This is a genomic window from Campylobacter armoricus, from assembly GCF_013372105.1.
Lineage (GTDB): Bacteria > Campylobacterota > Campylobacteria > Campylobacterales > Campylobacteraceae > Campylobacter_D > Campylobacter_D armoricus.
The window spans coordinates 1297746-1323108 of sequence record NZ_CP053825.1 but is presented as its reverse complement, the minus strand read 5'-3'; the positions used below and the strand labels follow the sequence as shown (position 1 = coordinate 1323108).

Genomic DNA, 25363 nt, shown 5'->3' with positions numbered 1-25363 from the left:
TTTTATAGGATATTAAAACTTAATAATAGAAAGGTAATGATGATTTTTGGAAAGATAGATTATCTTAACTTGCTTCCTTTGCATATCTATCTTAAAAAATCAGCTTTTCCTAACTATGTTAAGCAAACTACAGAATACAAAAAAGGGGTTCCTAGCAAACTAAATCGCCATTTGTATTTTAGACGCATTGATGCGGCGATTATTTCAAGTATTGAAAGTCGTAGAAAAAAATACAAAACCTTAAATGTAGGAATTTGTGCAAACAAAAAGGTAAAAAGCGTTTTGGTGAAAAAACATTCTCAAAGCAAAGAAGATGCAAGTTCTGCAACTTCTAATGCTCTTGCAAAAGTTTTAAAGCAAAAAGGGGAGGTTGTCATCGGTGATAAGGCTTTAAAACTTTATTTGCAAAATCCAAAAGATTATATTGATTTGTGTGAATTATGGTATGAAAAAACAAATTTACCTTTTGTTTTTGCTCGCTTTTCTTGTGTTAAAAATTTTTCTATTTATAAAAAAATGATGAAAAATTTCATAAAAAGTAAAATTTTCATTCCACAATATATTTTGCTAAATTATTCTAAATCAAGAAATCTTTCTCAAAAAGAAATTAGTGCTTACTTGAAGCTAATTTATTACAAAATAGGAGTAAAGGAGCAAATGGCACTAAAAAAATTTTTAGCTAAAACAAACAGCAAGATATTATAAATTGCTATGGTGGCAAGTGATAATATATAAATGCTTAAAGCTATTGATTTTAAATTAAATTAAATTTTTTATTTTGGTTAGATATATAGGAGTAGTTACTTCTTAACTTAAAATGTAATAAGGTGTAAATATGTATCAATAGAAATTGTGAAAAAGTTGATGCAAGATTACATAAAATAATGAAAAATATTTTGACAATTCTTATGAATATGTAAAAGCTTACAATCATAAAAAAAATTTAGCAGTAGATTTAAATATAGTGGGTTTTAACAAAAGGTAGCTGATTTTAGGTGATTGATGGATATTAAAAGATGGCTTAAATGCCATCTTTATTGCATATAAAAAAAGCTTGCTATTTGATTAGCAATTTTTTCCTCTAAAGATTCTTTGGCTCTATCTATATTGCTAAGATAAGCAGTTCTTGCTAAAAGTGAGGTGCTTTGAGTAGAGTTTTTAGAAATTATTTGCAAATTAACTTGTAAAAGGTAGTAATTTTCCACTTCCATTTCAAATACATCATCTATTTTATCAAAGTCGTTATAAAAAAATCTCGCATTAGAAGCAAGTAACCTTTGTGCATAGGAAAATTTCTTAAAATCTACTATATTGATGTAAATTTTATATTCACTGCTAGTATTGTTTAAAACAAGACCTAAATTTTGTAATTTTTGAGCGAGTTTGGCTTCTAAATTTGTATTTAATTTTGAAGGATTATTGATGTGTAAAGAAAAACTTTGATTTTTATTAGCATATAGGAAAATACCCTCATTGCTTGTTTGTATAAAAGTCTGCATAGGACCACTTGTGCAAGCACTTAAAAATAGTGCAAGCACAAGCGAGAAAAGATTATTTTTGAGCATCGATTATAGTTGGAACAGCACGAAGACCAAGTTTAGAGTATTTTGCAAAAGTTTCTCTTACTGCTTTAACTTCAGCTTCACTAGGTTTTTTATAATCTTTAAGATTTTCATCATAATATTTTTTCATAATGGTGATTTTTTGTTCATCACTTTTAGCATTTTTACTTTCTTGATAAATTAATGCAGATTTTTCAAAAGCACTAGTGTCATGGATAGGAGTTAAGATAAATTTAACTTGATGAGTTTTTAGTGTTTCTTCTATTTTATCTAAATGCATTCTACAATATGGACATTCAGGATCGCTAAAAACATAAAGTAAAGGTTTATTTTTATCACCTAAAGAAATAAACATTTTTTCTTTTTTAAGTTCAACTAAGGCTTTTTTAGCAAATTCAGCTTGTTGTTTTTCCATAAGTTTTGCTTGATAAACTTGAGAATAAAACTCACCTTTTTTTACATCAATTACTTCAGTTGTAATGATATTTGCTTGAGTAAAAACGATTTCTTGGAAATTTTTACCACTAATTTCAAAATTAACTATCACGGCTTCAAAGTTAGTATCAGGAATTTTTTCTCTACTAGAAACACTAATGTTTGCATTAGATAAATTTGGATTTTTTTTAAAAAAATTAATAATTTCTTCATTGCTTGCTGCAAATAAAGAGCCAGCAAGGGTCAAAAGAGCTAAAGATTTTTTCATCATTTTCCTTTATTTTAAATTTTATATATTATAAAATTTAAATTTTAATACTTAGATTTTTAACATTCTTTTTTCATCTATTTTTATTACTTGAGGGTAATTTTTATCAAGATATTCTAAATAGGCTATGGCATATTTTCTTGAAATTTGAAAATGATTTTTTACAAAACTTACATCTAAATGATGATTTTGTAATAGTTTTAAAAATTCTTGCATAAGATTTTCAAGAGCATTTTTTTCTATAAAAAGATTGTGAGCTAGTCTTTTGACTTTATTTTCTTTAGTAAGTTTTTTTAAGATGAGATCTCCATTTTTCCTATCAAGCTCTAAATACTCATAAAGATTATAAGGTGCGGTAGGTTTTATACCTTCTTTTTTTAAAATTTCGTAAAGCTCACAATGAGCCTTTTCTTGTAATTTTTCAAAGTCTTGTCCTTTTAAAAACCATATGCCATCTTTAAAGTCCAGTTTTTCTTGCATTTGCTTGAGCGTATAAGCACAAAAGCTCTCACTTGCCCAAGTAAGCCTTAGGGCGATAGAATGAGGCGAGATTAAAGCATAAGGATTTTTAGAAAAAATAAAATTAATAAATTCTTTCAAAGTTTGCATGGCATTTAAATCATACACATTTAAAGCTTGTTCATCGACAAAAACACAATCTAAGCTTTTTGCTAAATTTAAAGCTTGTTCATGAGTGAGTTTGAAACGCTGATAACTTGAAAGCAAGCCAAAACCAAGTTTATGAGTTTGTTTTAAAAGCTCAAACACTTTTTTAAAATCTTTTTGTTCTAAAAGTGTTAAATACTTTGCTTTTGCATCTTTTTTTAAAGGCTCGCTCACTGCATTTAACACCACGCCACCACTTTTAATACGCCCATTTTCAAGCAAAATAAATTTATCATCAAAACACAAAGGTAAGTTTTTATCAAATTCTAAGCTAATATAAGTTTTATCTTCAAATTCTTTGATTACACTAATTTTTGCATTAAGTTTTTTTGATCCGCTACAAAATTCTAAAACACTTCCATGTTTAATTTCTGTGGTAAAAATAACTCCATCAATACTTTTAAAACTTTTAAAAATACCTTTTTTGCTTAACACATAGCCTTTTTTTAACTCACGATAATCACAATTTAAGCTCAAAGCAACTCTATTATAAGCTTTTGCTTCTAAAACATTTTCTTCATGAATTTGTATGTTTTTTACAATGATATCTTTTTGATTTTCAAGGCAAAATATTTTTTCATTTTTGCTGATTTTTCCTTCATTTAAACTTCCAGTTACTACCGTGCCTATACCTTTTAGAGAAAAAACCCTATCTATATAGTATCTAAAAATCAAATTTTCATCATTTTCTTTAGGTTTTAAACTAAGTAGATAATTTTTTAAATTTAATATACTTTGCTCATTATAAATGCTAGTTGGAAAAACTTTTAAGATATTGATTTTAAAGGCTTTTAATTCTTTTAAAAGCTCTATTTGTTTTTGCGCTAAATCCTTGCATAAATCAACCTTACTTAAAATAAGCACTATATCTTTCACGCCTAAAAATTCCAAAACCCTTAAATGCTCTATACTTTGAGCCTTTAAACCCTCATTTATATCTATGACAAACATACACACTCTAAAACCAAAAGCACCGCTTATCATAGTTTTAATCAAACTTTCATGCCCAGGCACATCGATAAAAGCAATATTTAAATTTTCACTTTTTAAATTTGAAAAGCTAAGATTAATCGTAATACCTTTTTCTTTCTCTTCTTTTAAATCATCACCCTCAAAACCATTTAAAGCTTTAATAAGTGAAGTTTTACCATGGTCAATATGCCCAGCTGTGCCTATGATGATACTATGCATGAAACACCTCTTTAATAATGCTTATTATTTTATTTAAATCTTTTTCTAAAATACTTCTAAAATCTAGCACAAAATGCTCATTTTCAACGCGTCCAATCACACCTTTTTTTCTAAATTTTTCTTGTAAAAGCAAAGCTTTGCCGTTAAAACTTAGTGTAAAAGTATCTAAGCTTTTATCGGGCATAGAGCCACCACCTACTAAACTTTTTGAAGATTTTAATTCACATTTGGTAGAAATTCTTTCTTTAACAAAAAGAGCTTTTTTTTCTATGATTTTTATATCATCATTTAAAAGTTTTAAAGTAGGAATTTTTTCATATTCTTTTTCTAAGTATGCTTTGGTAGTTTCATTTAAAAAAGCTAGGGTGATTTTATCAACCCTTAGCATTCTTAAAAGTTGATTTTTCTTTAGCTGTTGAATGTATTTTTTCTTTCCAAGTATAATGCCTGCTTGAGTAGAGCCAAAAAGTTTATCGCCGCTAAAACTTAAAATATCACAATGTTTTAAAAGCTCTTTCACACTTGGCTCATTTTTACTTAGTTGTTTATTGATTTTTTCACACCAACCAGCACCCAAATCATAATAAGATATAAGTTTTTTCTTTTTTGTTAAAGCATAAATTTCACTTAAGCTCACCTCTTCAAAAAATCCTTTAAAAGCAAAATTAGAGCGGTGAGTTTTTAAAATCATCTTAGTATTTTCATTGATAGCTTTTTCATAATCATATAAATGAGTTTTATTGGTCGTGCCTATTTCTTTTAGTTTAACCCCAGCTGCAATCATAACTTCAGGAATTCTAAAATTTCCCCCAATCTCAACTAGCTCGCTTCTTGAGGTAATAACCTCTTCATTTTTTGCTAAGGTGTTTAAGATTAAAAATACAGCTGAAGCATTGTTATTAACAACCAAACAATCTTCACAATCAAATAATATTTTTAAATTCGCACTAAGTGCGTCATATCTTGAGCCTCTTTTGCCAGTTTGCATATTAAATTCTAAATTAGAATAAGAGCAGATGATTTCTTTGGTTCTTTCAAAAATACTCTCATCAATAATACTACGACCAAGATTAGTATGTATGATAACTCCAGTGGCATTGATCAAGCTTTGACTTTGTGTATTTAAAAACTCATCAATACTTTGAGTGATTTTACCTAGCAAATCTTGCAAACTAAAATTTAAATTTTCATTTTTACTAAGCTCTTTTTTACAATTTGAAACAACTAATTTTGAAAAATATGTTCTTAAATATAAAGGATATTTAATTAAGTTTTTGTCATTTATAAGCGTGTTTATAGGTGGAAAATTTCTAAATTTGTTCATCTTAAACCTTAAGAATAAATTAGTAAAATTATAACTTTTTTATAATGAAATTTATATAATTAAAATTAAAAATTTAAAAGAGAGTATGATGAAAGATTTTGTATTTTTAGAAAATGAAGATTTAATTCCTTTAAGTGATAATATTAGCATAGTTCAAAAAGCCTGTGATGAAGAAGTTTTTATAGGAAATTCAAAGCTTTTAAACCCTGAAATTTATGCACCTGAGATTAATTTTTACCTTAAAAATTCTAAAGATGATGTGCTTAAAAAAGCAAAAACCATCGATTTTCTGTATAAGATTAGATCTAAAATTTATGATTTAGGGCTTGATTTAGAATACACCAAAGAAGTGGGTAAAAATGTAATCATTGCAAGTGATGAGGATCAAAATGAGCTTATAGAAAGTTTAAAAAAACAAGACTACAAGGTTTTAAAGCTAAGTAATGAGCAGTGTTTGGGCGTTTTAGGTTGTGTAGGTGAGCTTTGCGTGATAGCATTAAAAGATAATGAGCAAGTAGAAATTGATTGTGATTTTTTCTTATATGATGTAAAAAAAGAAAGTTTTGATCAACAAAGTGGTTGCTATGATTTAACTACTTTAAGTCAAGAAGAACTTATAAAACTTTTAAATTCTAATTCTCCAAAATATAAATTTAGAAACTACATTAGTTATGATGATAGTATTTGTCAATATCATGGAAGAAGAAGTATTCATTGTGGAAAATGTGCTGAAATTTGTCCTAGTGTGGCTATTTTAAAAGATGATGAGCAAAGAAAGTTAGAATTTTCTTATATTGATTGTATAAATTGTGGTGATTGTGTAGGTATTTGTCCTAGTGGAGCGCTTGATTATGCGCCTATGCCACGCAATAGTTTTTATGAAATTTTAAAATTTTTTGAAGATAAAATCATCTTAATCATTCCTGAAAAAATGCCTATAGAAAATTTAAATATCACCTTAAAAGAAGATGTAATGCCTTTTATGATTAAAGGTGAAAACTATCTTGATCAAGCACATTTTTTAGCTATGCTTCAAACAAGTGGTGCGAGTGTGATTTTTTATAGTGATGGTTTATCACAAGGTACTTTAGAAGTGATAGCTTTGATGAATGAAATTTTTCAAAGAAAATTTAAACAAAACGCAATTTTTCTAGCTAAAGAAGAAAAAGAACTTTTAGAAGCTATCAATCAAGCTCATTTTATAGAAAATCTTAAATTTATTTCTTATAATCCTGCGCTTTTAAAAAGAGAAGATTTTGCTATAAGATTAAGAGAGCTTATAAAAGAAGAAAATTTAGGCAATATCCCAAGCAAAGAATGGATACGCTATGGAAAAATCACTATCAATACAGATACCTGCACCTTATGTCTTTCTTGTGTAGGAGCTTGTAATGTAGGAGCTTTAGTAGCTGATACTAAGGATAATTCTTTGAAGTTTAATGCAAGTTTATGCACCACCTGTGGATATTGTGAGGCAAGTTGTGCTGAAAAAGATACTTTGATACTTCAAAGAAGCGGGATAGATTTAGAAAAAGAGTATTTTTCTTTTATGGTTTTAGCTCAAGATGAGCTTTTTGCCTGTGTAGAATGTGGAAAAGAATTTGCTACTAAAAAGGCTGTTGAAAAAATCGCTAGCATTATGAAGCCAAAATTTATGGGAGATGAAGCTAAAATAAAAACACTATATTGTTGTGCTGAATGCAAAGCAAAAGTAATGATACAAAGTATGAATGTGCTTTAAGCCAAAAGGTTTAAGCACTAAGTTTTATCCCGCCACTCTAGTAATGATTAAAACGATAAAAATAAGTTTGTTAATGGTTATTCTTCTTTAAAGATTAAAAATCCACAATATTAATAAGTGTTATATCACAACCTACCCAAACACATAAGCTATACTTAAATCAATTTTTTTCAAAACATAAAAAAGTCTGTTAAAGAAAATGAAAAAATATCGCAAAAATAATTAAATAAAGATTGTTTTTACTAATGCTTTGCATAATTCATCGAGCTTGTTACAATTTCTTCAAAAACTATACTAATTACCAAAACTAACTAATGCATTTTGTATCTTTTAATTTAAAAACGAAATTACAAAAGGATAAAATGTGGTGTAATAGAGGCTATCAAATAACCATAAGCTAGTATAAAATTTCAAGATAAAATCCATAAGTAATTCATAGTTTTACTATAATATTAATTATGTTATTTTAACATTACTTTTTATATCTTAGTTAAATTTAGTGCAAAGGCTTTTTGACTTAAAAACACTTCATCATTTTCTTTAAAATCTTTAGCTTCTAAGGGACTTAGTGCTACTTGGCTTATTTGATTACCTATAGCAAGTATGGCTATAAATATGCTATCTTGCTTTTGTAGATTTAAAATGCGTGCTTTTATGACAAATTTTTGCGAGCCTTGTGTTTTTAAAAAAACTTCATTAGGCGAGCCTTCTTTGATGATAGTTCCATTTTCTAAAATGATGACTTTGTTGGCTAGTTTATAAACTTCACTAACATCATGACTGATTAAAATAGTAGTGATTTTATAAGTTTTATGTATATTTAAAAGATAATCATGCAAATGCACTTTTATCTCATTATCTAAAGCACTAAATGGCTCATCTAAAAGCAAAAGTTTAGGTTTTTGCATAATGGCTCTTGCTAAAGCTACGCGTTGTTTTTGACCTCCGCTTAGCTCTAAAATATGGCTTTTTTTATGTTTGTTTAAATCTAAAAGTTCTAAAAGTTCGTTGGCAAATTTAAGATCATTTTTTGCATAAAGTAAATTTTGTTCTACATTCATATTTTCAAATAAAGCATAATCTTGAAAAACAAAACCTGTTTTTCTTTTTTGCGGGCTTAGAAAGTTTTTATCATCAAAAAAAATTGTATCATTAAAAGTGCAAACTCCTTGTGCTTTTTCAAAACCTGCTAGAATTCTTAAAAGTGTAGTTTTACCACTTCCACTTTTACCAAAAATAGCACAAAAATCACCTTCGTAAATTTCAAATTTAGCCTTTAAATGAAATTCTTTTTCTTTATTTTTGAATTTTTTCTCACAATCAAGTTTTAGCATAAATATTCTTTGATAAATAAAGCACTAGGGTGAATATAAGCAAATATATATTCATCGAGTTGGTAATTTTGTTCTAAAAATTCAAAAGTACTAATTTGTGCTTCAAAAGTGCAAACTTCATTTTCTAATCTTATTATAGTGATGATTTTTCCTTGGAAAATATCTATGATTTTTGCATAAAAAGTATTTAAAAATGAATTTTCTAAGTTTTTTTTACTAAGCAAGCATTCGCTACTTTTAAAAGCAAGTAATACTTCGTGGTTAATGCAAGCTTTTTCATTAAGCTCCAAAGAAAGCATAAAAAAAATATGATTTTGGGTGCTAAATTCCACCCAGTTAATATTTTCATGATTTTTAATATTTTTTATTTTGGCTTTAATCATGGGACAATATAACCATAAGCCTTGAAAATTTCTTTAGCTTCAGGACTTAGTATAAAATCATAAAATTTCTTAGCTTTAGCATTATCTTTTCCATAAGAAGTGATAACAATACCTTGATTGATAGGTTCATAAAGATTTGAATCTATTAGAATATAATTTTTTCCTTCTTCAAGATTGTATTTTTTTAATCCATCTTCATATAATGCACTTGCTGCTATAAAACCTACATCAGCTGCTTTTAATGTTTGGGTTAAAGCTTCTCCTATGGATTTTGCTTCTACGATTTTTCCTTTTACTTGTTCATAAATTTTAGAATTTTGCATAGTTTCTATACTTGCTTGTCCATAAGGAGCAGCTTTGGGATTAGCTATGGTGATGATTTTTACTTTTTCATCATTTAAGGTATTTAGTCCTTTGCTTAAATCCATTCTTACGCTTAGTAAAGCTAAAGCTCCTTGAGCATAAATAACAGGTTTTGTACTTGCAAAATTATCATCATATAAATTTTGAGCAAATTTCATATTTGCTGCCATAAAAATATCAAATGGTGCTCCATTTTTAATCTGTGAAACTAAATTTCCACTTGCCCCTAAACTTACATTGACGCTAATATCTGGGTTTTGCTTTTGAAATTCTTTTTGTAAAGCTTTAAAAGCATAAGCTACATTTGCAGCTGCTGCTATATTTACATCAGCGCTATATCCAAAAATACACAAAAAAATTAGTGCAAGAAACTTTTTCATTTTCTATCCTTTTAGCTGTAAATTTTGGAAAAATTATAACTTATTTTTAAACGCAAAAATAAATTTGAATTTTTTACATATTTTCTAAAACTTATTATATAAGCAAATAAAAATTTTTATTTTCAAAAAAAGAATATTTTAAAACATTTAGTGTAAAAATTTATTTTTATTTTTGTATAATTCGCACTCTTATTTATACATAAAATCTAAGGAAAAAAATTGTCAAAATATATAATTTGCTTGTGCTTGTTTTTTAGTACTTTAATATTAGCTAATGATTTTGAAGATTTCGAACAAGAATACCAAAAAAAAGAAGTCAAAGATAGTTTTTATACTTATAATAAAGCTATGAGTAAATTTAATTATGATCTTTATACATATATTTTAAGACCTATTGCTATTTCTTATAAAAGTATCACGCCAAGTTTTGTAAGAACTGGAGTTAAAAATGTTTTTGATACAACAAGATCTCCTGCAAAAATTATTAACCATCTCTTAACTTTTGAATTTAAAAAAGCAGGCGAGGAATTTGGTAGATTTTGTATGAATGTTATTTTTGGTTTTGGTTTATTAGATAGTGCAAGTAAAACTTCTTTAAAAAGTTATGAAGTTGATTTTGGAACAACTCTAGGAAAATGGGGAGTAAATAGTGGAACACATTTGGTTTTACCTATTTTAGGACCATCTAATGTAAGAGATGCTCTAGCTTTACCTATAGATTGGTTTTTAGTTCCTGAAGCTTATATAGATAATTTTTGGCTTGGAGTGGGTGTAAATGCTGCATTAAAACTTAATGAATTAAGTTTTGAGTATGAAAAAATTGATGATATTTACCAAAATAGTGTAGATTATTATATTTTTATACGCGATGCTTATGAGCAAAGGCGTCAAGAACTTATAAAACAAGGAAATTAATGAAAAAAATCATAATATTATTTTTTAGTATAGCATTTGCTTTTGCTTTAAATTTGCAAGATATTTCAAAAACTATGCAAGAAAAAATTGATGAAAGTTTAAAAATTTTAGATCAAAATAAAAACGATAAAAATAAAGCAGCAGAGAAAATTTTTACTCTTTTTGATGGTATTTTTGATTATACTCTTATGGCAAAACTTAGTCTTTCTACAAGGTATGAAAAATTAAGCGAGAGTGAAAAAACTCGATTTAATAAGGCTTTTGAAAAAAATCTTAAAAAAAGCTTTACAGATAAACTTGCTTTATATGATTCGCAAAAATTAAAGGTAGTTGGATTAGAAGAAAAAAATAAAAGAGCCTTTTTAAAAACTTCTATGATAGTAGATGGAAAAGAAAATTTTGTAATTTTTAAATTTTATGATAAAAACAATGATTGGCAAATTTATGATGTGGATATTTTTGGTATAAGCATTATACAAACCTATCGCTCACAATTTAAAGACATTATACAAAATAGTGATTTTAATACTTTGCTTGAAAAACTTTCTAGTGTTGATTTTTCTAAATAATGCTAAGTAAAATTTTAAAAACCTTTCTTAATTTTCCAAAGCTAACTTTGGGGATTACTTTAATTTTTTGTGTATTTTTTAGTTTTTTTGCTAAAAATTTAAGTGTAGATGCAAGTGCTGAAAGCTTACTTTTAGAACATGATAAAGGCTTGAAACTATATAGAGAGATTTCAGAACGCTATGGTAATGATAATTTTTTAATGCTCGCTTTTGCTCCTAAAGATAAAGATATTTTTAGTAAAGAAAATTTAGAAACCATCAAAAATTTAACTCTTGATTTAACAAAAGTCAAAGGGGTTGAAAAAGTATTTTCTATTGCTAATGCACCTTTGCTTACAAGTTCTAAAGATAAAGAATTAAAAGAGCTTATTCAAAATATACCTAATATTTTTAGTCAAGATATAGATATAAATTTAGCCAAAAAAGAAATTTTAAATCACCCTTTTTATAAAAATAATATCATCTCAAAAGATGCAAAAACAACAGGAATTTTGATATATCTTGCACCTGATATTATCTATAATGATTTGATTAAATTAAGGGATAGTGCAAAAAATGAAAATGAAAAAGAGTATTTTAGAGCCTTGATTAAAAAACATCAAGAAGGTTCAAGAGAATTTAGTGCAAAAAGATTAGAAGAAATAAATAACATAGTTTTTAAATATAGCCAAAGCGGGGATTTTTTGCACCTTGGCGGTGTGGAAATGATTGCTAATGATATGATTGATTATGTAAAGAGTGATTTAAAAATTTATGGACTTAGTTTGATAGGTCTTTTATTTATTGTTCTTTGGTGGTTTTTTGGCTCTTTGCGTTTAGTGTTTTTGGCTTTGGGAATTTGTGTGATTTCGCTTTTTACTTCTAGTGGAATTTTTGCACTTTTGGGTTTTGATATTACCATAGTTTCTTCAAACTATGTAGCTTTAGTGCTTATTATTAGCGTTTCTGTGGTAATTCATCTAATAGTACATTTTATAGAAAATTCACATAAACATCAAAAATCAAGTGTTTATAAAATATTACTTTCAACTTTATTAAATAAAGCAAATCCAAGTTTTTTTGCTATTTTAACTACCATAGTTGGATTTTTAAGTTTTGTATTTTCAGATATAGAGCCTATAATAAAACTTGGCATTATGATGAGCCTTGGCATAAGTGTGAGTTTGATTTTAGCTTATATATATTTTGCAAGTGTTTTAATGCTTTTACCTCGCTTTGAATTTAAAAAACTCAATCAAAGTTCTTTAAAATTTTTGGGTTTTTGTGCTAATGTAAGTTTAAAGCATAGAAAAATTATTTATAGCATAAGTGTAATTTGTGTGGTATTTGCTTTGTTTGGAATTTCACAAATCAAAGTAGAAAATAGCTTTGTAAGTTATTTTAAGGATAGTTCTAGAATAAAACAAGGTTTGTTGATTATAGATAAAGAGCTAGGCGGAACTATGCCTTTAGATGTGATTGTTAAATTTAAGCATAACTCAAAACAAAATGAAAGCGTTGATGAATTCGAACAAGAATTTGATGATTTAGCTAAAGATGATAGGTATTTTTTTAGCAGTGAAAAGACAAGAATAGCCACTAAGGTTCATCAGTTTTTAAGTAAGCAAAAATATGTAGGTTCTGTGCTTAGTTTGCAAAGTTTATTAGAGCTTGGAAAAAGTATCAATGATGGTAAAGCTTTAGATGATTTTGCTTTGGCATTTTTATATGAAAATTTAGATGAGAGTTTTAAAAAGCAAGTTTTAACTCCTTTTGTGAGTATAGAAAATAATGAGTTAAGATTTAGTGTGCGTATGTTAGATAGTGATCCAAATTTAAGACGCGATGCTTTTTTAAAACAACTTGAAAAAGACTTAAACGAGCTTTTGCAAAATGATAATGTAGAGATTAAAATTAGTGGTATTATGCCTTTATATAATAATATGCTTCAAAGTCTTTTTTCATCACAATTTGATACTTTAGTTTTTGTGGTGCTTGTGATATTTGCTTTGTTTGTAGTGATTTTTAGAAGTTTTGTTTATGCCTTTGTGGCAATTTTAGCTAATCTCATACCTCTAGCTTTAGTATTTGGCTTAATGGGAATTTTAAATATACCACTTGATATTATGAGTATTACTATAGCTGCTATTTGTATAGGAATAGGGGTTGATGATATGATTCATTATATCCATCGTTTTAAAGAAGAGTTAAAACATAAAAGTTTAGAAGATGCTATAAAAGCTTCTCATTTTGGTATAGGTAGTGCTATTTATTACACTAGTGTTACTATTATTTTGGGCTTTTTGGTAATGATTAGCAGTAATTTTATCCCTACGATTTATTTTGGATTGCTTACGGTTTTGGCGATGAGCTTGCTTTTATTTGGTGCTTTATTTTTATTACCAAGTTTTATTGTAAGTTATTATCATTTTAAAACAAAATCATAATAAAGCATCATCCAAGCTACATATGCAACAAAAACAATAGCTAAAAATTTTAAAAATTGCTTCATTGATTTTCTACTCTTTCTATAATTTTTAATATATAAGTGCATAGTTTTAACGCACAAGAACGATGAGAAATTTTTAATTTAATTTTCTCATCTAACTCGCCTAAAGTTTTATCAAAACCTTTTGGGATAAATAAAGGATCGTATCCAAAGCCATTATTTCCCTTTGGAGTGTCAATGGCAAGACCATGCATATATCCATGCGTGCTAAAATGTCCATACTTTGAGCTTATAGCAATAGCTGCGGTATAAAAAGCATTACTTTGAGTTAGATTTTTTTTATGTAAAGCTTGAATGAGTTTGTTTCTATTAGCTTCATCTGTGCCTTCTTTGGAATATCTTGCTGAAAAAATTCCTGGTGCATTATCTAAAGCTTCTACACTTATACCACTATCATCACTTAAGGTTATAAATTCATTTTGTTTTTTACCTAAAGCATTAAAAATAGCTTTAGATTTTATCAAGGCATTTTCTTTAAAACTTTTACCATCTTCAATGATTTCAAAAGGAGTGATGATTTCATTTAGTGCATAAATTTCATAAGTAGTTAAAATTTTTTTGATTTCTTCTACTTTGTGTGTATTAGAAGTTGCTAGAATGATTTTTAATTTTTTCTTCATAAAATTCTCTTTTTATCTTGGCTTTAAAAAAAGTTTATCAAAATCATAGTAAAATTATCCTTTATGAAGGAGTAAAGATGTTAAAAACCGTTTTACCTTTATCTTTTATAGTGGGAACTAGATTTTTTGGTTTATTTATAGTTTTACCAGTTTTAAGTTTATATGCTTTAAATTTAAAAGGGGCTAATGAATTTTTAGTAGGGCTTTTGGTAGGTGTATATGCTTTAACTCAAATGGCTTTACAAGTGCCTTTTGGAATGCTTTCAGATAAAATAGGGCGTAAAAAAACTATGCTTATAGGGCTTGTAGTATTTATCGTAGGTTCTTTGGTATGCTCGTATGCTAATGATATTTATACTATGATGTTTGGAAGGTTATTACAAGGAGCAGGGGCTATAGGTGCTGTTGCTACTGCTATGATAAGTGATTTTATCAATGAAGAAAATCGTGGCAAGGCTATGGCTATCATGGGATCATTCATAGGACTTTCTTTTGCAGCTTCTTTGGTGCTATCTCCTTTAATGAGTGCTAAATTTGGACTTTCAAGTTTGTTTGATTTGAGTGCGATTTTGAGTTTAGTTTGTATCGTTCTTTTATTTAGTGTAGTGCCAAAAGAGCATACAATCGTGCATGAAAATACAAAAACCCCATTAAAAAAACTTCTAAAAGAAAAAAACCTAGCTTTGATGAATCTTACTAATTGTATGCAAAAAATGCTTATGAGTATAGCATTTTTAAGCATACCTTTGGTTTTGGTGCATGAGTTTAACTACCCGAGCGAAAATTTATGGCATGTTTATGTTAGCTCTATGGTCCTTGGTTTTTTAGCTATGGGTTTATCAGGCTCTTTAGGAGAAAAAAGAGGTTTAAGTAAAGAAATTTTACTTTTAGGAGTGGCGTTTTTTATCATCGCTTATATTATATTTGCTTTTTCACATAATGCTTTAGTGTTTATGGTGGGTGTTGTAGTGTTTTTTATAGGATTTAATTTGCATGAGCCTATTATGCAAAGTTGTGCGAGTAAATTTGCTAAGGTAAATGAAAAAGGTGCAGCTTTGGGTGTATTTAATGCTTTTGGTTATTTTGGAAGCTTTTTAGGTGGTGTTGTAGGAGGGTATTTTTTACACCATTTTAGTTTAGTTGCTCTTGCTTTTATTTTGATAGCTTTGTCTTTGATTTGGTTTGTGTTGCTTTTGTTTTTACAAAGTCCAGCAGATTTTAAAAATATTTATTTGCCTTTAGAAATTAAGTATGATTTAAATAAGATTAAAAATTTAAACGGGGTTTTAGATGTATATAAAAACGCTAAATTCTTGGTTATAAAATATGATAAAAAAATCACAAGCGAAGATGAACTTAAAACTAAATTTTAACACATTAATTTAAGTTAATTTTTATAAATATAATATTAACATATATAAAATTTTTAATAAAGGATTTTTTATGTTAATATTTTCTCCACTGGGGGGGGAATTGAATAATTTTAATTTAATCTCTTCTTGTAAAAAATTATCAAAACAAATTCTACTTTCAAATATAGTCGCTTCTTTACTTTTTTCATCTACATTTGCTCTACCTAGTGGAGGTAAATTTACTCACAACACAAGTGGTAATATTATTACAAATGGTAATAATATGCATATTAATGGTAATGGAACAAACTCTGTCATTCAATGGGGTGGTGGCTTTAGTATAGGTAAAGGTGAGAGCGTGAATTTTAATGGAAACAATAAAAACTACCTAAACATTGCTCATGGAACAAGTAAATCTACTATAGATGGATTATTAAATGCAAATGGTAATAATGTATTTTTAATCAATCCTAATGGAGTAATCATTACTAAAAATGGAACTATCAATGCTAATCGCTTTGTAGCTTCTACTTCATCAATGGATAATGCAGCTATGCAAAGATTTGCTAATATGAGTAATTTTAATGATGGCTTAACTTTCTCTCCAGTATTTAAACCTAACAAATTAGGTAATGTAATCAATATGGGTAATATTAATGCAAATAAAGTATTGCTTATAGGGAATAAAGTCTTATTACAAAGTTCTTTTAATACAAAGAGTAAAACTTTCAATCAAATTACAGCTTTAGATAAAGATAAAAAAGCAAATATACATTTAGTAGGTAATGAAATACATGCTGATATTGCTACTTTAAAAGATATAAATAAATTATATATCACAGCTAAAGATAAAGGCTCACTTTATTTAAATGCTACTGGATATTATTATAATCCATCTTCATTTAGTAATTTTGATTATGAAAGTAAAGCTTATAATGGAATAAATCATAATAATACTAATTTTTCTAATGCAAAATATGTAGGTATAGGTTCTGATATAGATTGGTGGCACTTTGTAAAAGGGTGGAATGAAAACAAAACAGGATTTAGAGATACAGCTAGTGAATATAGACTAACTAATGATATAGATTTTAAAGGTAACAAAGGACAAGGAGTAGAAGGTAAAGACTGGCAAAACTATGCTAATTATTGTATAGATGGTTTAGGTTGTACTTCTATGATGGTGGAATTTTATTACAACAAAACCTTTGATGGACAAGGTTATACTTTAAAAAATATCAATATAGACACAACTTCTTTAGATAATAAACCTTTATATGTTGGTATATTTGGTTATATTCGTGGAGTAACTATTAAAAATATCAATGTAGATTATATGGGTGGTGGGATAAAAGCTAACTATGGTTTTATTAGTGGTTTTGCTGGTAATGCTAGTGGAACTTTTTCTAATATTTCTTTAAATAATATAGGTAATATTAGTAGTTATGATAATGCCGGTGGTTTTGCTAGTTATATTGATAATGGAACCTTTAGCAATATTTCTTTAAATAATATAGGTAATATTAGTGGTAATGGTTTTGCTAATATTGCTAGAGGAACTTTTAGCAATATTTCTTTAAATCATATAGGAAATATTAGTGGTATTAATGTCGGTGGTTTTGCTGGTGATGCTATTGGAACTTTTAGCAATATTTCTTTAAATAATATAGGAAATATTAGTGGTAGTAGTAGCGGTATTTATAGCTATGCCGGTGGTTTTGCTGGTGGTGCTTATGGAACCTTTAGCAATATTTCTTTAAATCATATAGGAAGTATTAGTAGTAGTAATAGTAGTAATAGTAGTAATAGTGATAGCTATGCCGGTGGTTTTGCTGGTTATGCTAGTGGAACTTTTAGCAATATTTCTTTAAATAATATAGGAAATATTAGTAGTAGTAATAGTAGTAATAGTAGTCATAGTGATAGTTACGCTGGTGGTTTTGCTGGTGAGATTAATCATAGTAATTATAACCATTCTACTTTCAAAAACATTTATATATTTTTTAATCCAAATATGAGTATAAGTGCAAGTGGTGGTAATCAAAATTATGCTGGTAAATTCTTTGGTGGTTATAAAGATAATTATAATCCCACCTTCGACAATGTCCATATCTACCATCATGCTAATGATTTAACTAATGCAACAGCTGATAAAAACTACTGGAATGATTTTAATACAAATGATTATGTTAGCAATAAAATAAACATTCACACTTATAATGATAATGATAAAAATCAAGCCTACAATCAATTCAAACAACAAGATAACACCATAGCAAGACCTATAGTGCAACTTCCTAACATAACCCCACCATCTAATCCATCTAACCCACCTGATCTTACAGATACTAATGTAAAATTAGATGAAAATGATTTACACCAAGATATAATCAATGAAATCATAAATGATATTACTAATAATCATTATGAATTAAGTATAGCTAATTTACTTAATATGCTTAAAGATAAAACTAACTATACTAATATGAATGAGGAACAAAAAACTAACTTTATAGCTAAATACTTTCTAAAAGGAGATACAACAAAAGCTTTAGAAGTAGTTCAAAGTTTAGACTTTCTTTTAGCTTATGAAAACAATGGCTTAAGCACTGCAAGTAATGATAAATTTGAAGCAAATGGTTTAAGTGTTAAAAACACTTTAATAGCTAATACTAAAAAAACAATCAAAAACAAAAATGATTTATTTGATTTTTTAAGTGATGATTTAAAAAATTTAGTTGTTAATTATAATCAAAACATAACAGATTTAAAAACAGCTCAAGAGCAATTAAAAATAGCCATAGCAAAATACAATGACTATGTTAAAAAAGTCAATGAAAATCCTAGTATAAAAAATGATGCAACTTTAAATGCTTTAAAAGCTGAAGTAGATAGATTAGATAATCTTAGTAAAGAACTTTTTGCTAGTATAAATAATAATCAAGAATTATTACAAACTTATCAAGATAAAACTAGCACTGATTCAAATAATCACTTTAAAATAATAGGTAAATTTGATAATGTAGCTTTACTTACACCTAATTTAGATGAAATAGTAGTTGATGGTAATGAAAATGAAGATTATAAAAAAGTATCACGCCAAGTAGCTAATGCTCAAAAACAAACACCTACTTTTGAATATGAAGAAGATGAAAAAGAAGAAGTAGAAGAAGCTTCTATGAAACAAAGATCAAGAACTTGCATAGTAAGTGATAATTATAAAACTATGAATCCTTGTGTGGTAGGGGGAATGTAGCAAATCTATACTGCTTTGGCAGTATAGATTATACAAAATGTCTTTCTTTTAAAAGCACATATAATTTTAAAGTAGAGATGAAAAAAGTCAAAATAGCAGGACCGAGTATAATACCCCAAAAACCAAAGCTTGAAATTCCTGCTATCATTGCAAAGAAAATCAAAAGTTCATTGATTTGTGTTGGAATTTGAACTAATTTTTCATTAATCCACTTAATCACATAAGGTTTTACTAAAGTATCTGCGATAAAAGATATCATTACCACACTATAGATGAAAATCACTAAAGCACCGCTTAGGTTGTTGTTAGCAAATTCATATAAAGAAACGGGCACATAAATCAAAGCCCCACCTACTACAGGTATCAAAGAGCTAAAGCAAAACAATATCCCCATTAAAATAGCATCATATCCATAAATTTTAGTAATGATAGCAAAAAGCACACCTTGCAAAATAGCATTTATCATCATAGAGTAAAATACTACCGACATTACATTGCTTACTTCGCTTAAAATACCTTGTGTTTCTTCTTTTTTCATAGGAACTATAGTTTTGATATATCCTATAAGCTGTGTTCCATAAAGATTGGCGAAAAAATAAAACACACAAATTAACACTATATCAGTTAGAAATTTAGTCCCAAATTTGGTTATGCTTGAAAGATAGGTTAAGACATTTTTAGAAATAGAATTTAAATCAATACTTGCTAAAGTTTCTTTTATCTTTGGTTCAATAAAACTTAAAGATTCAGGCAAATGTAAAGAGTAGTTTTTAAAATACTCTAAAGTATTGTTAAAATAGCTTATATCAAAACCTTTTGCAGCTTTAGCTAACTCTATAATGGCATATACAAAAGGTATAAAAAACAATGCTAGCATAAATATAGTTGTAGCTGCTGCGGCAACGACTTTTTTACCTTTGAAAATTTTAAGAAATTTTATGTTGATGTTTGAAGTTGAAACAGCCATCAAACTTGCTATGGCAATATTCATCAAAAAAGGTTTAAATAAAAAAAGCACCCAAAATAAAATAATCAATATAAAACTAATTAAGAAAAAATTACTATTTTTCATCAAATAAACCCTTGTTGTATTTTAATTTTAAAACATCAAAGCTTTTTAAACTTGCGATGCGTCCTTTTGCTGTCCTTTCTATATAGCCATTTGCTAGCAAATACGGCTCTATAACATCTTCTATGGTATTTTCATCTTCGCTTAATGCTGCTGCTATACTAGAAAGCCCTATAGGTTTTCTTTTAGCTTCGGTTAAAAGCTCTAAATATCTTAAATCCATCGCATCAAAACCAAGTTCATTTACTCCTAAACAATCAAGTGCCTCTTTAGCTCTTTTTTCGCTGATAATTTCTTCATCATTTACATCAGCAAAATCTCTTACTCTTTTTAGAAGTCTTAGGGCAATTCTTGGGGTAGAGCGACTGCGTTTGGCTATCTCTAAAGAAGCTTTTTTTTCACAAGTTTTATTAAGCTTTAAAGCCGCTTTTTCTAAAATGATAGCAAGTTCTTCATTTTTATAAAATTCTAAGCGAAATTGCATACCAAAGCGATCGCGTAAAGGATTGCTTAGCATACCTGCTCTTGTAGTAGCACCAATGAGTGTAAATTTAGGCAAATCGATTTTTATCGTTTGTGCAGCAGGACCACTACCTATGATAATATCAAGACGAAAATCCTCCATAGCAGGATAAAGCACTTCTTCTATGGCAGGGCTTAAACGATGAATTTCATCGATAAATAAAATATCTCCTTCGTTAAGATTAGTTAAAATCGCAGCTAAATCCCCGCTTTTTTCTATCATAGGGGCTGCTGTAGTTTTGATATTTGCATTCATTTCATAAGAAATAATGTTTGCTAGAGTTGTTTTGCCAAGTCCTGCAGGACCACTAAAAAGTATATGATCTAGGCATTCATTTCTTTTTTTAGCAGCTTTGATAAAAATTTCTAAATTTTTTTTAATATTTTCTTGTCCTATATAGCCGTCAAAATTTGAAGGTCTAAGGCTTGTTTCATAAGTTTCATCAGGGGAGAATTTTTCAATCTCTACGATTCTATCCATATTTTTTCCATTTTATTTTGTAAGAAATTTTAATTTTATCTAAAATTTGCTAAAATAAACATTTAAACTTAGATTATAGAAGTTTTTATGGGAATTTTAGAGCAATTAGAGTTAGATTACGAGCTTGAAGAAATTGAGCGTTTTTTATACTTTTTTAGAAGTCTTTGCGATATTTTAGAGCCTTTGATAGTAAAGCTAAGCAGCGATAGCTTAAAATACAAAGAAGCCTTAAAAGACTTAGAGCAAAATATCCATAATGTAGTTTGGGCAGCTAAAAGACTAAATTTAGATGAAATTACAAATTTTTGTACTTTTTGTGAAGAAATTATGCAAGAAGCAGCTAAATTTGATGGTCCTGCTAGTGATGAATTTGTGGATTGGATGTTTTTAGTGGGCGAACAGCTTGATAAGTATTGTAGTGATTATGAAAAAAATGCTTCTTTTTTAAGCGTGTTTAATCCTCAAATTGCAAATGTTCCTGATAAAATTTCTAAATAATGGGGACGACTTGGCTTCGACAGGAGTAGAGTGGCCTTGGTGGCATGTCGCTTTGAGCAAAGCGTATAAAGCTCAAATTAAAATTAAACGCAAACAACGTTAAATTTGCTCCTGCTTACGCTAAAGCTGCGTAAGTTCAGTTGAGCCTGAATTTTAAGTGATACTATCTAGCTTAGAATTTGGTCATTTTTGATAGTGTAGATTGAAATTTGACAAATTTTAATTGAAGTTAAAGTCTTAGTCTAGCTTGAAATTTTGGAAGGTGAGTTTGGCTAGATGAAGTTTTCACCTTTGCTAAGCATGTAGATGCCGTGGTTGTTTTATTTTTGGACAGGGGTTCAATTCCCCTCGTCTCCACCAGAAAACAATACAATATAATATTTTGGAAAATTGAATGAAAAATATACTAAAACATAATAATAAAATATATACACAAGATGATTTAATTAAAGCTTTATATGATTTAGGAATAAAAAATGGTGATATTGTATGCGCCCATAGTGAAATTTTTAACTTCGGAATACCTTTATTAAATATTAATGAATTTTTGAGTGCTTTAATTGAAAGTTTATTTGAGGTTATTGGAAAAGATGGCACTTTATTAATGCCAACATTTACTTATAGCTTTTGTAATAATGAAGTTTATGATAAGGTAAAGTCTAAAACAGCAGTAGGGGCTTTGAATGAATTTTTTAGAAAGCAAGAAGGAGTAAAAAGAACAAATGATCCTATATTTTCTTTTGCAATTAAGGGAGCACGCGAAGAACTATTTTTAAATAAAGATTGTGATTCATGTTTTGGTAATGATTGTACATATGAAATTTTAACTTACAATAATGGCAAAATTTTAAATTTTGGCAATAAAGAATGCTATACTTTTGTACATTATCCAGAAGAAAGTTGTAAGATTAGTTATAGATATAATAAAATTTTTAAAGGTTTAATAATAGATGAAAATAACAACCAATATGAAAAACAGATTAATTTTTTCGTAAGACATCAGGGTGTAGTAACTAGTGATGAAAAAATTACGCAATTTTTGAAGTTAAAAGACTATTATAATGAAATAAAATTTGGCAATACTAGTTTAGCTTTAATTGAAGCTAGAAAATTTTATGATGATTTGATAGTTGAATTTAAGAAGAATGAATCGATTTTTAGAATCGATCAATAGACGCTTCTCCCACCATCTGCTACTATACTTTGACCTGTTATCCAAGAACTTAGTGGGCTTAAAAGAAAAGCACATAAATGTGCTATATCATTTTCTTTTCCTATACCTAAAGGATAAAAATTATTAAGTTCATTTTCATATTCTTTTGAGCGTATGCTAGATATTTTTTCTGTCATTTCGGTGTCAATGTGTCCAGGTAAAATACTATTAATTCTAAAACCAAATTTTGCAAAATCTTTTACTAGACTTATAGTTAAAGAAGTTAAAGCCCCTTTAGAAGCATCATAAATACTCATTGAGGAGATACTTATTTTTAGTGATGCTGCACTAATTAAAACAACGCTAAGTTTTTCAGATTTTCTTTTATCATAAAGGCATTTTAATAATTCAAGACAACCGAAAAAATTTATATCAAAAATTTCTTTAGCTTTATCAATATGAATCATTCGCAAAGGATTTACGCAAGCTACACCGCTAAAATAAGCCATAGCATTGATTTTTCCATTTTCTTGTACAATTTCATCTACTAATTCTTTAATTTTATATGTGGAACTAAAGTCGTGAATTTTGTAAGAAAGATTAGAACACTCATTTTGTAGTTTTTTAAGTTCGCTTTCTCTTCTTGAGACAGCTATTACTTTTGCTCCAAGAGAGTCAAGAAATTTACAAGTTGCTCTACCAAGCCCACTGCTTGCTCCTATGATTAAACAAACTTTATTTGTTAGATTAAATGTATTCATTCTGTTTCCATATATTTATTATATTGATTATGGAAATAAATGATTCTTTTTTCTAATTCTTTAGCATAGTGGTATTTAAACTCACCATTTAAAAACTTACTACCATGTATTAAATTGCAAACTTGTGCATCTTCTTTGAATATAGTTTTATTCATATTAATAACTTCTTTGCTAAAAGCTTCCACATTTAATTTTGACTTGCTAATATAATTTCTTGAAATAAAATGAGTTTTATTTGGAGTGTTTGGAAAATAATTTTGAATCGAATAGGCATATCCAAATGTTGAACTTATTATTACAAATGGAAAGAGATGATATGAAAAATATTTATTATCAATGTAATTGTTTTTATTAAAAATATTTCGTACTTTTTCAAGTTTAGTATAAATTTTACTATTATAAATATTAGCATTTGTTTTAGAATTTGTTTTGCTATAACTTGGTGTATCTTTAATAGAGAGTATGCCTAAGGAGCAAGGATGTACATAGTTAATATGATAAGCTTCCAGACTATTTTCAATACCTATTTTCCAATTACAGTTGTAATCTATAGGACTATTAAGGCCAATAAAGCATTGAATGCTTTGGCTTATGTTTTTAAGCTCATCATAATAATCACCAAGTTGCTCATTAAGTGTTGTTGATGGGTTATGGGAAAAAAATATAAAATCTCCGCAAAAACCAATATTAATTTTAAAAAGATCTAATTTTTCAGCATCTTTAAATTCTACTTTTGATGGAATTGAAAGTTTTGAATTTTTATAGATCCAATGATGATATTGACATTTTATTTCAGAATTTCCATAATAAATGCTATTGCTTTCATCAGAAAACATAAGTTTAGCTCCTCGATGCGGACACATATTATAAAAAGCAATAATATCACCATTATCATTATAAAAAACAATTTCAAAATCATATATTTTTAAGACAACATAATCTTTATTGTTTTGAATTTCGCTTTTATGAATTCCAAAATGCCAAAATGTCTTGTAAATATTTTCAAATTCTTTCTTTTGTGTAATGTCAGTATTATAGTCCCAACAATGCATCATTTATCCAATTTATTATAGATTATGTTGCAAGTGCAATCTAATTCTTCTAAAATGCAAGTTGCTACTGAAAAACCAACTCCATAACCCATTAACATAACATTTTTATAATTTTGATTTTTTAAATCACAAATTAATAAGGGAATAGAATTTGAATTTTCATTTCCGAAATTAAGCATATTATTTGGCAATTTTTCACTTATACCTAGTTTATTTCCAAGATAGTTTAAAACAAAAGAATTGGCTTGGTGGAAATAAAATTGTGAAATTTGTTCTTTTGTTAAATTTGCTAATTTTAATATATTTTCAAATGCTAATGGTATATTTCTAATAGTATAATCAAATACTTCAATCCCTTTCATTTGCATATATCCATCTTTATATGGAGCTATAATGAGATCATATCCTTCACCTAAAGTTTTAAAACAGAAATAGCTTTTACTATTTTCTGCTTCAACCGCTGTGCAACTAACACCATCTCCAAATAAAAAAGCAGTTTCCCTATTATCAGGTAAAATGGTTTCACTTGAAGCATCACCAACTAAAAGCAAAACACGCTTTAATCCATTAGATATATAATTATAAGCAATATTAAGTGCATACACATAGCCACTACAACCTAAATTTACATCAAAAGCAATCAAATTTTCTTTTCTTAAACCTATTTTTCCTTGAATATAGCAAGCCATAGCTGGATAACGAAATTCATTACTTTGTGTTAGAACTATTATTGCATCAATGGTATTTTTTTCCCATCTAAGTGCTTCTAAAGTAGCTTCTGCTGCTTTAATAAATAACTCACTTATTTTTTCGTTTTTATCTTTATCTAAAATATATCTTGTTTCAACCCCAATTTGTTTGATGATTTTTTGTTTATCTTTTTCGCTAAAAAATGGGTTATCAAAATTTGAAACTTTTTTACTTGGCAATACAGAACAAATATGTCTTATTTTACCTTTGGAGAAATTTTGCATTATCGG

The 25363-nt window shown here is 27.8% G+C and carries 22 protein-coding genes and 1 other RNA gene; 10 read left to right on the top strand and 13 right to left on the bottom strand.

All coding sequences use genetic code 11. The features are described 5' to 3' along the window. The first annotated feature begins 39 nt into the window (after window positions 1–39). A complete protein-coding gene (locus CARM_RS06740; protein WP_139426897.1) occupies window positions 40–705 on the top strand; it encodes an MqnA/MqnD/SBP family protein in 666 nt (221 codons plus the stop codon). 329 nt (window positions 706–1034) lie between these two features. Here CARM_RS06740 and CARM_RS06735 read toward each other — a convergent pair whose 3' ends face one another. From CARM_RS06735 to selA, 4 genes are read right to left on the bottom strand one after another with little or no spacing between them, the layout of a single operon-like run. Further along, entirely contained in the window at window positions 1035–1565 is a 531-nt protein-coding gene (locus tag CARM_RS06735) for a hypothetical protein (RefSeq protein WP_139426838.1), read from the bottom strand. Continuing rightward, window positions 1552–2265 (bottom strand): bifunctional thiol oxidoreductase, encoded by a 714-nt coding sequence (locus CARM_RS06730; protein ID WP_139426836.1) that lies wholly within the window; start codon window positions 2263–2265, stop codon window positions 1552–1554. Before CARM_RS06730 ends, CARM_RS06735 begins: the two co-directional genes overlap by 14 nt. Before the next feature lie 51 nt (window positions 2266–2316). Further along, window positions 2317–4122: a selenocysteine-specific translation elongation factor gene (gene selB / locus CARM_RS06725; protein ID WP_139426834.1), complete on the bottom strand. Its 1806-nt coding sequence runs from the start codon at window positions 4120–4122 to the stop codon at window positions 2317–2319. Then, window positions 4115–5446 carry an L-seryl-tRNA(Sec) selenium transferase gene (gene selA, locus CARM_RS06720; protein WP_139426832.1) on the bottom strand — a complete coding sequence of 444 codons (1332 nt, stop codon included), beginning with the start codon at window positions 5444–5446 and terminating at the stop codon, window positions 4115–4117. Before selA ends, selB begins: the two co-directional genes overlap by 8 nt. Window positions 5447–5534: 88 nt before the next feature. On the opposite strand from selA, the gene CARM_RS06715 reads away from it, so the two are divergent. Then, the gene (locus CARM_RS06715; RefSeq protein WP_139426830.1) at window positions 5535–7187 is read left to right on the top strand and encodes a 4Fe-4S dicluster domain-containing protein; all 1653 of its coding nucleotides are present in this window, start codon (window positions 5535–5537) and stop codon (window positions 7185–7187) included. Between the two features lie 479 nt (window positions 7188–7666). On the opposite strand, the gene CARM_RS06710 is transcribed toward CARM_RS06715, so the two are convergent. From CARM_RS06710 to modA, 3 genes are read right to left on the bottom strand one after another with little or no spacing between them, the layout of a single operon-like run. Further along, entirely contained in the window at window positions 7667–8521 is an 855-nt protein-coding gene (locus tag CARM_RS06710) for an ABC transporter ATP-binding protein (RefSeq protein ID WP_139426828.1), read from the bottom strand. After that, window positions 8515–8904, bottom strand: a complete 390-nt coding sequence (locus CARM_RS06705) for a hypothetical protein (protein ID WP_139426826.1) — start codon at window positions 8902–8904, stop codon at window positions 8515–8517. Before CARM_RS06705 ends, CARM_RS06710 begins: the two co-directional genes overlap by 7 nt. Beyond that, a complete protein-coding gene (gene modA / locus CARM_RS06700) occupies window positions 8901–9647 on the bottom strand; it encodes a molybdate ABC transporter substrate-binding protein (RefSeq protein ID WP_139426824.1) in 747 nt (248 codons plus the stop codon). Before modA ends, CARM_RS06705 begins: the two co-directional genes overlap by 4 nt. 219 nt (window positions 9648–9866) lie before the next feature. On the opposite strand from modA, the gene CARM_RS06695 reads away from it, so the two are divergent. The 3 genes from CARM_RS06695 to CARM_RS06685 are packed head-to-tail and all read left to right on the top strand — an operon-like array spanning window position 9867 to window position 13557. After that, window positions 9867–10562: an MlaA family lipoprotein gene (locus tag CARM_RS06695; RefSeq protein WP_139426822.1), complete on the top strand. Its 696-nt coding sequence runs from the start codon at window positions 9867–9869 to the stop codon at window positions 10560–10562. After that, window positions 10562–11131 (top strand): Tgt2/MlaC family protein, encoded by a 570-nt coding sequence (locus CARM_RS06690; protein WP_139426820.1) that lies wholly within the window; start codon window positions 10562–10564, stop codon window positions 11129–11131. The genes CARM_RS06695 and CARM_RS06690 overlap by 1 nt, the downstream gene beginning before the upstream one ends. Continuing rightward, window positions 11131–13557, top strand: a complete 2427-nt coding sequence (locus CARM_RS06685; RefSeq protein WP_139426818.1) for an efflux RND transporter permease subunit — start codon at window positions 11131–11133, stop codon at window positions 13555–13557. The genes CARM_RS06690 and CARM_RS06685 overlap by 1 nt, the downstream gene beginning before the upstream one ends. 61 nt (window positions 13558–13618) lie before the next feature. Here the strand turns inward: CARM_RS06685 and rdgB are convergent, their stop codons facing one another. After that, the gene (gene rdgB, locus CARM_RS06680) at window positions 13619–14239 is read right to left on the bottom strand and encodes an RdgB/HAM1 family non-canonical purine NTP pyrophosphatase (RefSeq protein WP_139426816.1); all 621 of its coding nucleotides are present in this window, start codon (window positions 14237–14239) and stop codon (window positions 13619–13621) included. 77 nt (window positions 14240–14316) lie between these two features. Between rdgB and CARM_RS06675 the strand changes: the two genes are divergently transcribed. Together CARM_RS06675 and CARM_RS06670 are read left to right on the top strand one after the other, a co-directional pair. Beyond that, a complete protein-coding gene (locus tag CARM_RS06675; protein ID WP_139426815.1) occupies window positions 14317–15612 on the top strand; it encodes an MFS transporter in 1296 nt (431 codons plus the stop codon). 70 nt (window positions 15613–15682) lie between these two features. Next, window positions 15683–18847 (top strand): two-partner secretion domain-containing protein, encoded by a 3165-nt coding sequence (locus CARM_RS06670; RefSeq protein ID WP_176301015.1) that lies wholly within the window; start codon window positions 15683–15685, stop codon window positions 18845–18847. A 28-nt stretch (window positions 18848–18875) separates the two neighbouring features. Here the strand turns inward: CARM_RS06670 and CARM_RS06665 are convergent, their stop codons facing one another. After that, complete coding sequence (locus CARM_RS06665; RefSeq protein ID WP_139425537.1) at window positions 18876–19919, bottom strand: AI-2E family transporter; 1044 nt, start codon at window positions 19917–19919, stop codon at window positions 18876–18878. Then, window positions 19909–20919, bottom strand: coding sequence for a Holliday junction branch migration DNA helicase RuvB (gene ruvB / locus CARM_RS06660; protein WP_139425538.1), 1011 nt, complete (start codon window positions 20917–20919; stop codon window positions 19909–19911). Before ruvB ends, CARM_RS06665 begins: the two co-directional genes overlap by 11 nt. An 87-nt stretch (window positions 20920–21006) precedes the next feature. Here ruvB and CARM_RS06655 point away from each other — a divergent pair, with 87 nt between their 5' ends. The 3 genes from CARM_RS06655 (at window position 21007) to CARM_RS06645 (ending at window position 22591) form a co-directional block, all read left to right on the top strand. Next, window positions 21007–21417 (top strand): hypothetical protein, encoded by a 411-nt coding sequence (locus CARM_RS06655; RefSeq protein ID WP_039667406.1) that lies wholly within the window; start codon window positions 21007–21009, stop codon window positions 21415–21417. A 1-nt stretch (window position 21418) separates the two neighbouring features. Next, window positions 21419–21777: a transfer-messenger RNA gene (gene ssrA, locus CARM_RS06650) on the top strand. Window positions 21778–21811: 34 nt separating this feature from the next. Continuing rightward, window positions 21812–22591: an AAC(3) family N-acetyltransferase gene (locus tag CARM_RS06645; protein ID WP_139425540.1), complete on the top strand. Its 780-nt coding sequence runs from the start codon at window positions 21812–21814 to the stop codon at window positions 22589–22591. Here the strand turns inward: CARM_RS06645 and CARM_RS06640 are convergent. Genes CARM_RS06640 through CARM_RS06630 form a run of 3 tightly spaced genes read right to left on the bottom strand, consistent with a single transcriptional unit; the run spans window position 22585 to window position 25357 of the window. Then, window positions 22585–23331 carry an SDR family NAD(P)-dependent oxidoreductase gene (locus tag CARM_RS06640; RefSeq protein ID WP_139425542.1) on the bottom strand — a complete coding sequence of 249 codons (747 nt, stop codon included), beginning with the start codon at window positions 23329–23331 and terminating at the stop codon, window positions 22585–22587. The genes CARM_RS06645 and CARM_RS06640 overlap by 7 nt on opposite strands. Further along, the gene (locus tag CARM_RS06635) at window positions 23328–24386 is read right to left on the bottom strand and encodes an aromatic ring-hydroxylating oxygenase subunit alpha (RefSeq protein ID WP_139425544.1); all 1059 of its coding nucleotides are present in this window, start codon (window positions 24384–24386) and stop codon (window positions 23328–23330) included. Before CARM_RS06635 ends, CARM_RS06640 begins: the two co-directional genes overlap by 4 nt. After that, entirely contained in the window at window positions 24383–25357 is a 975-nt protein-coding gene (locus CARM_RS06630; RefSeq protein ID WP_139425546.1) for a ketoacyl-ACP synthase III, read from the bottom strand. The genes CARM_RS06635 and CARM_RS06630 overlap by 4 nt, the downstream gene beginning before the upstream one ends. Window positions 25358–25363 lie beyond the last annotated feature (6 nt).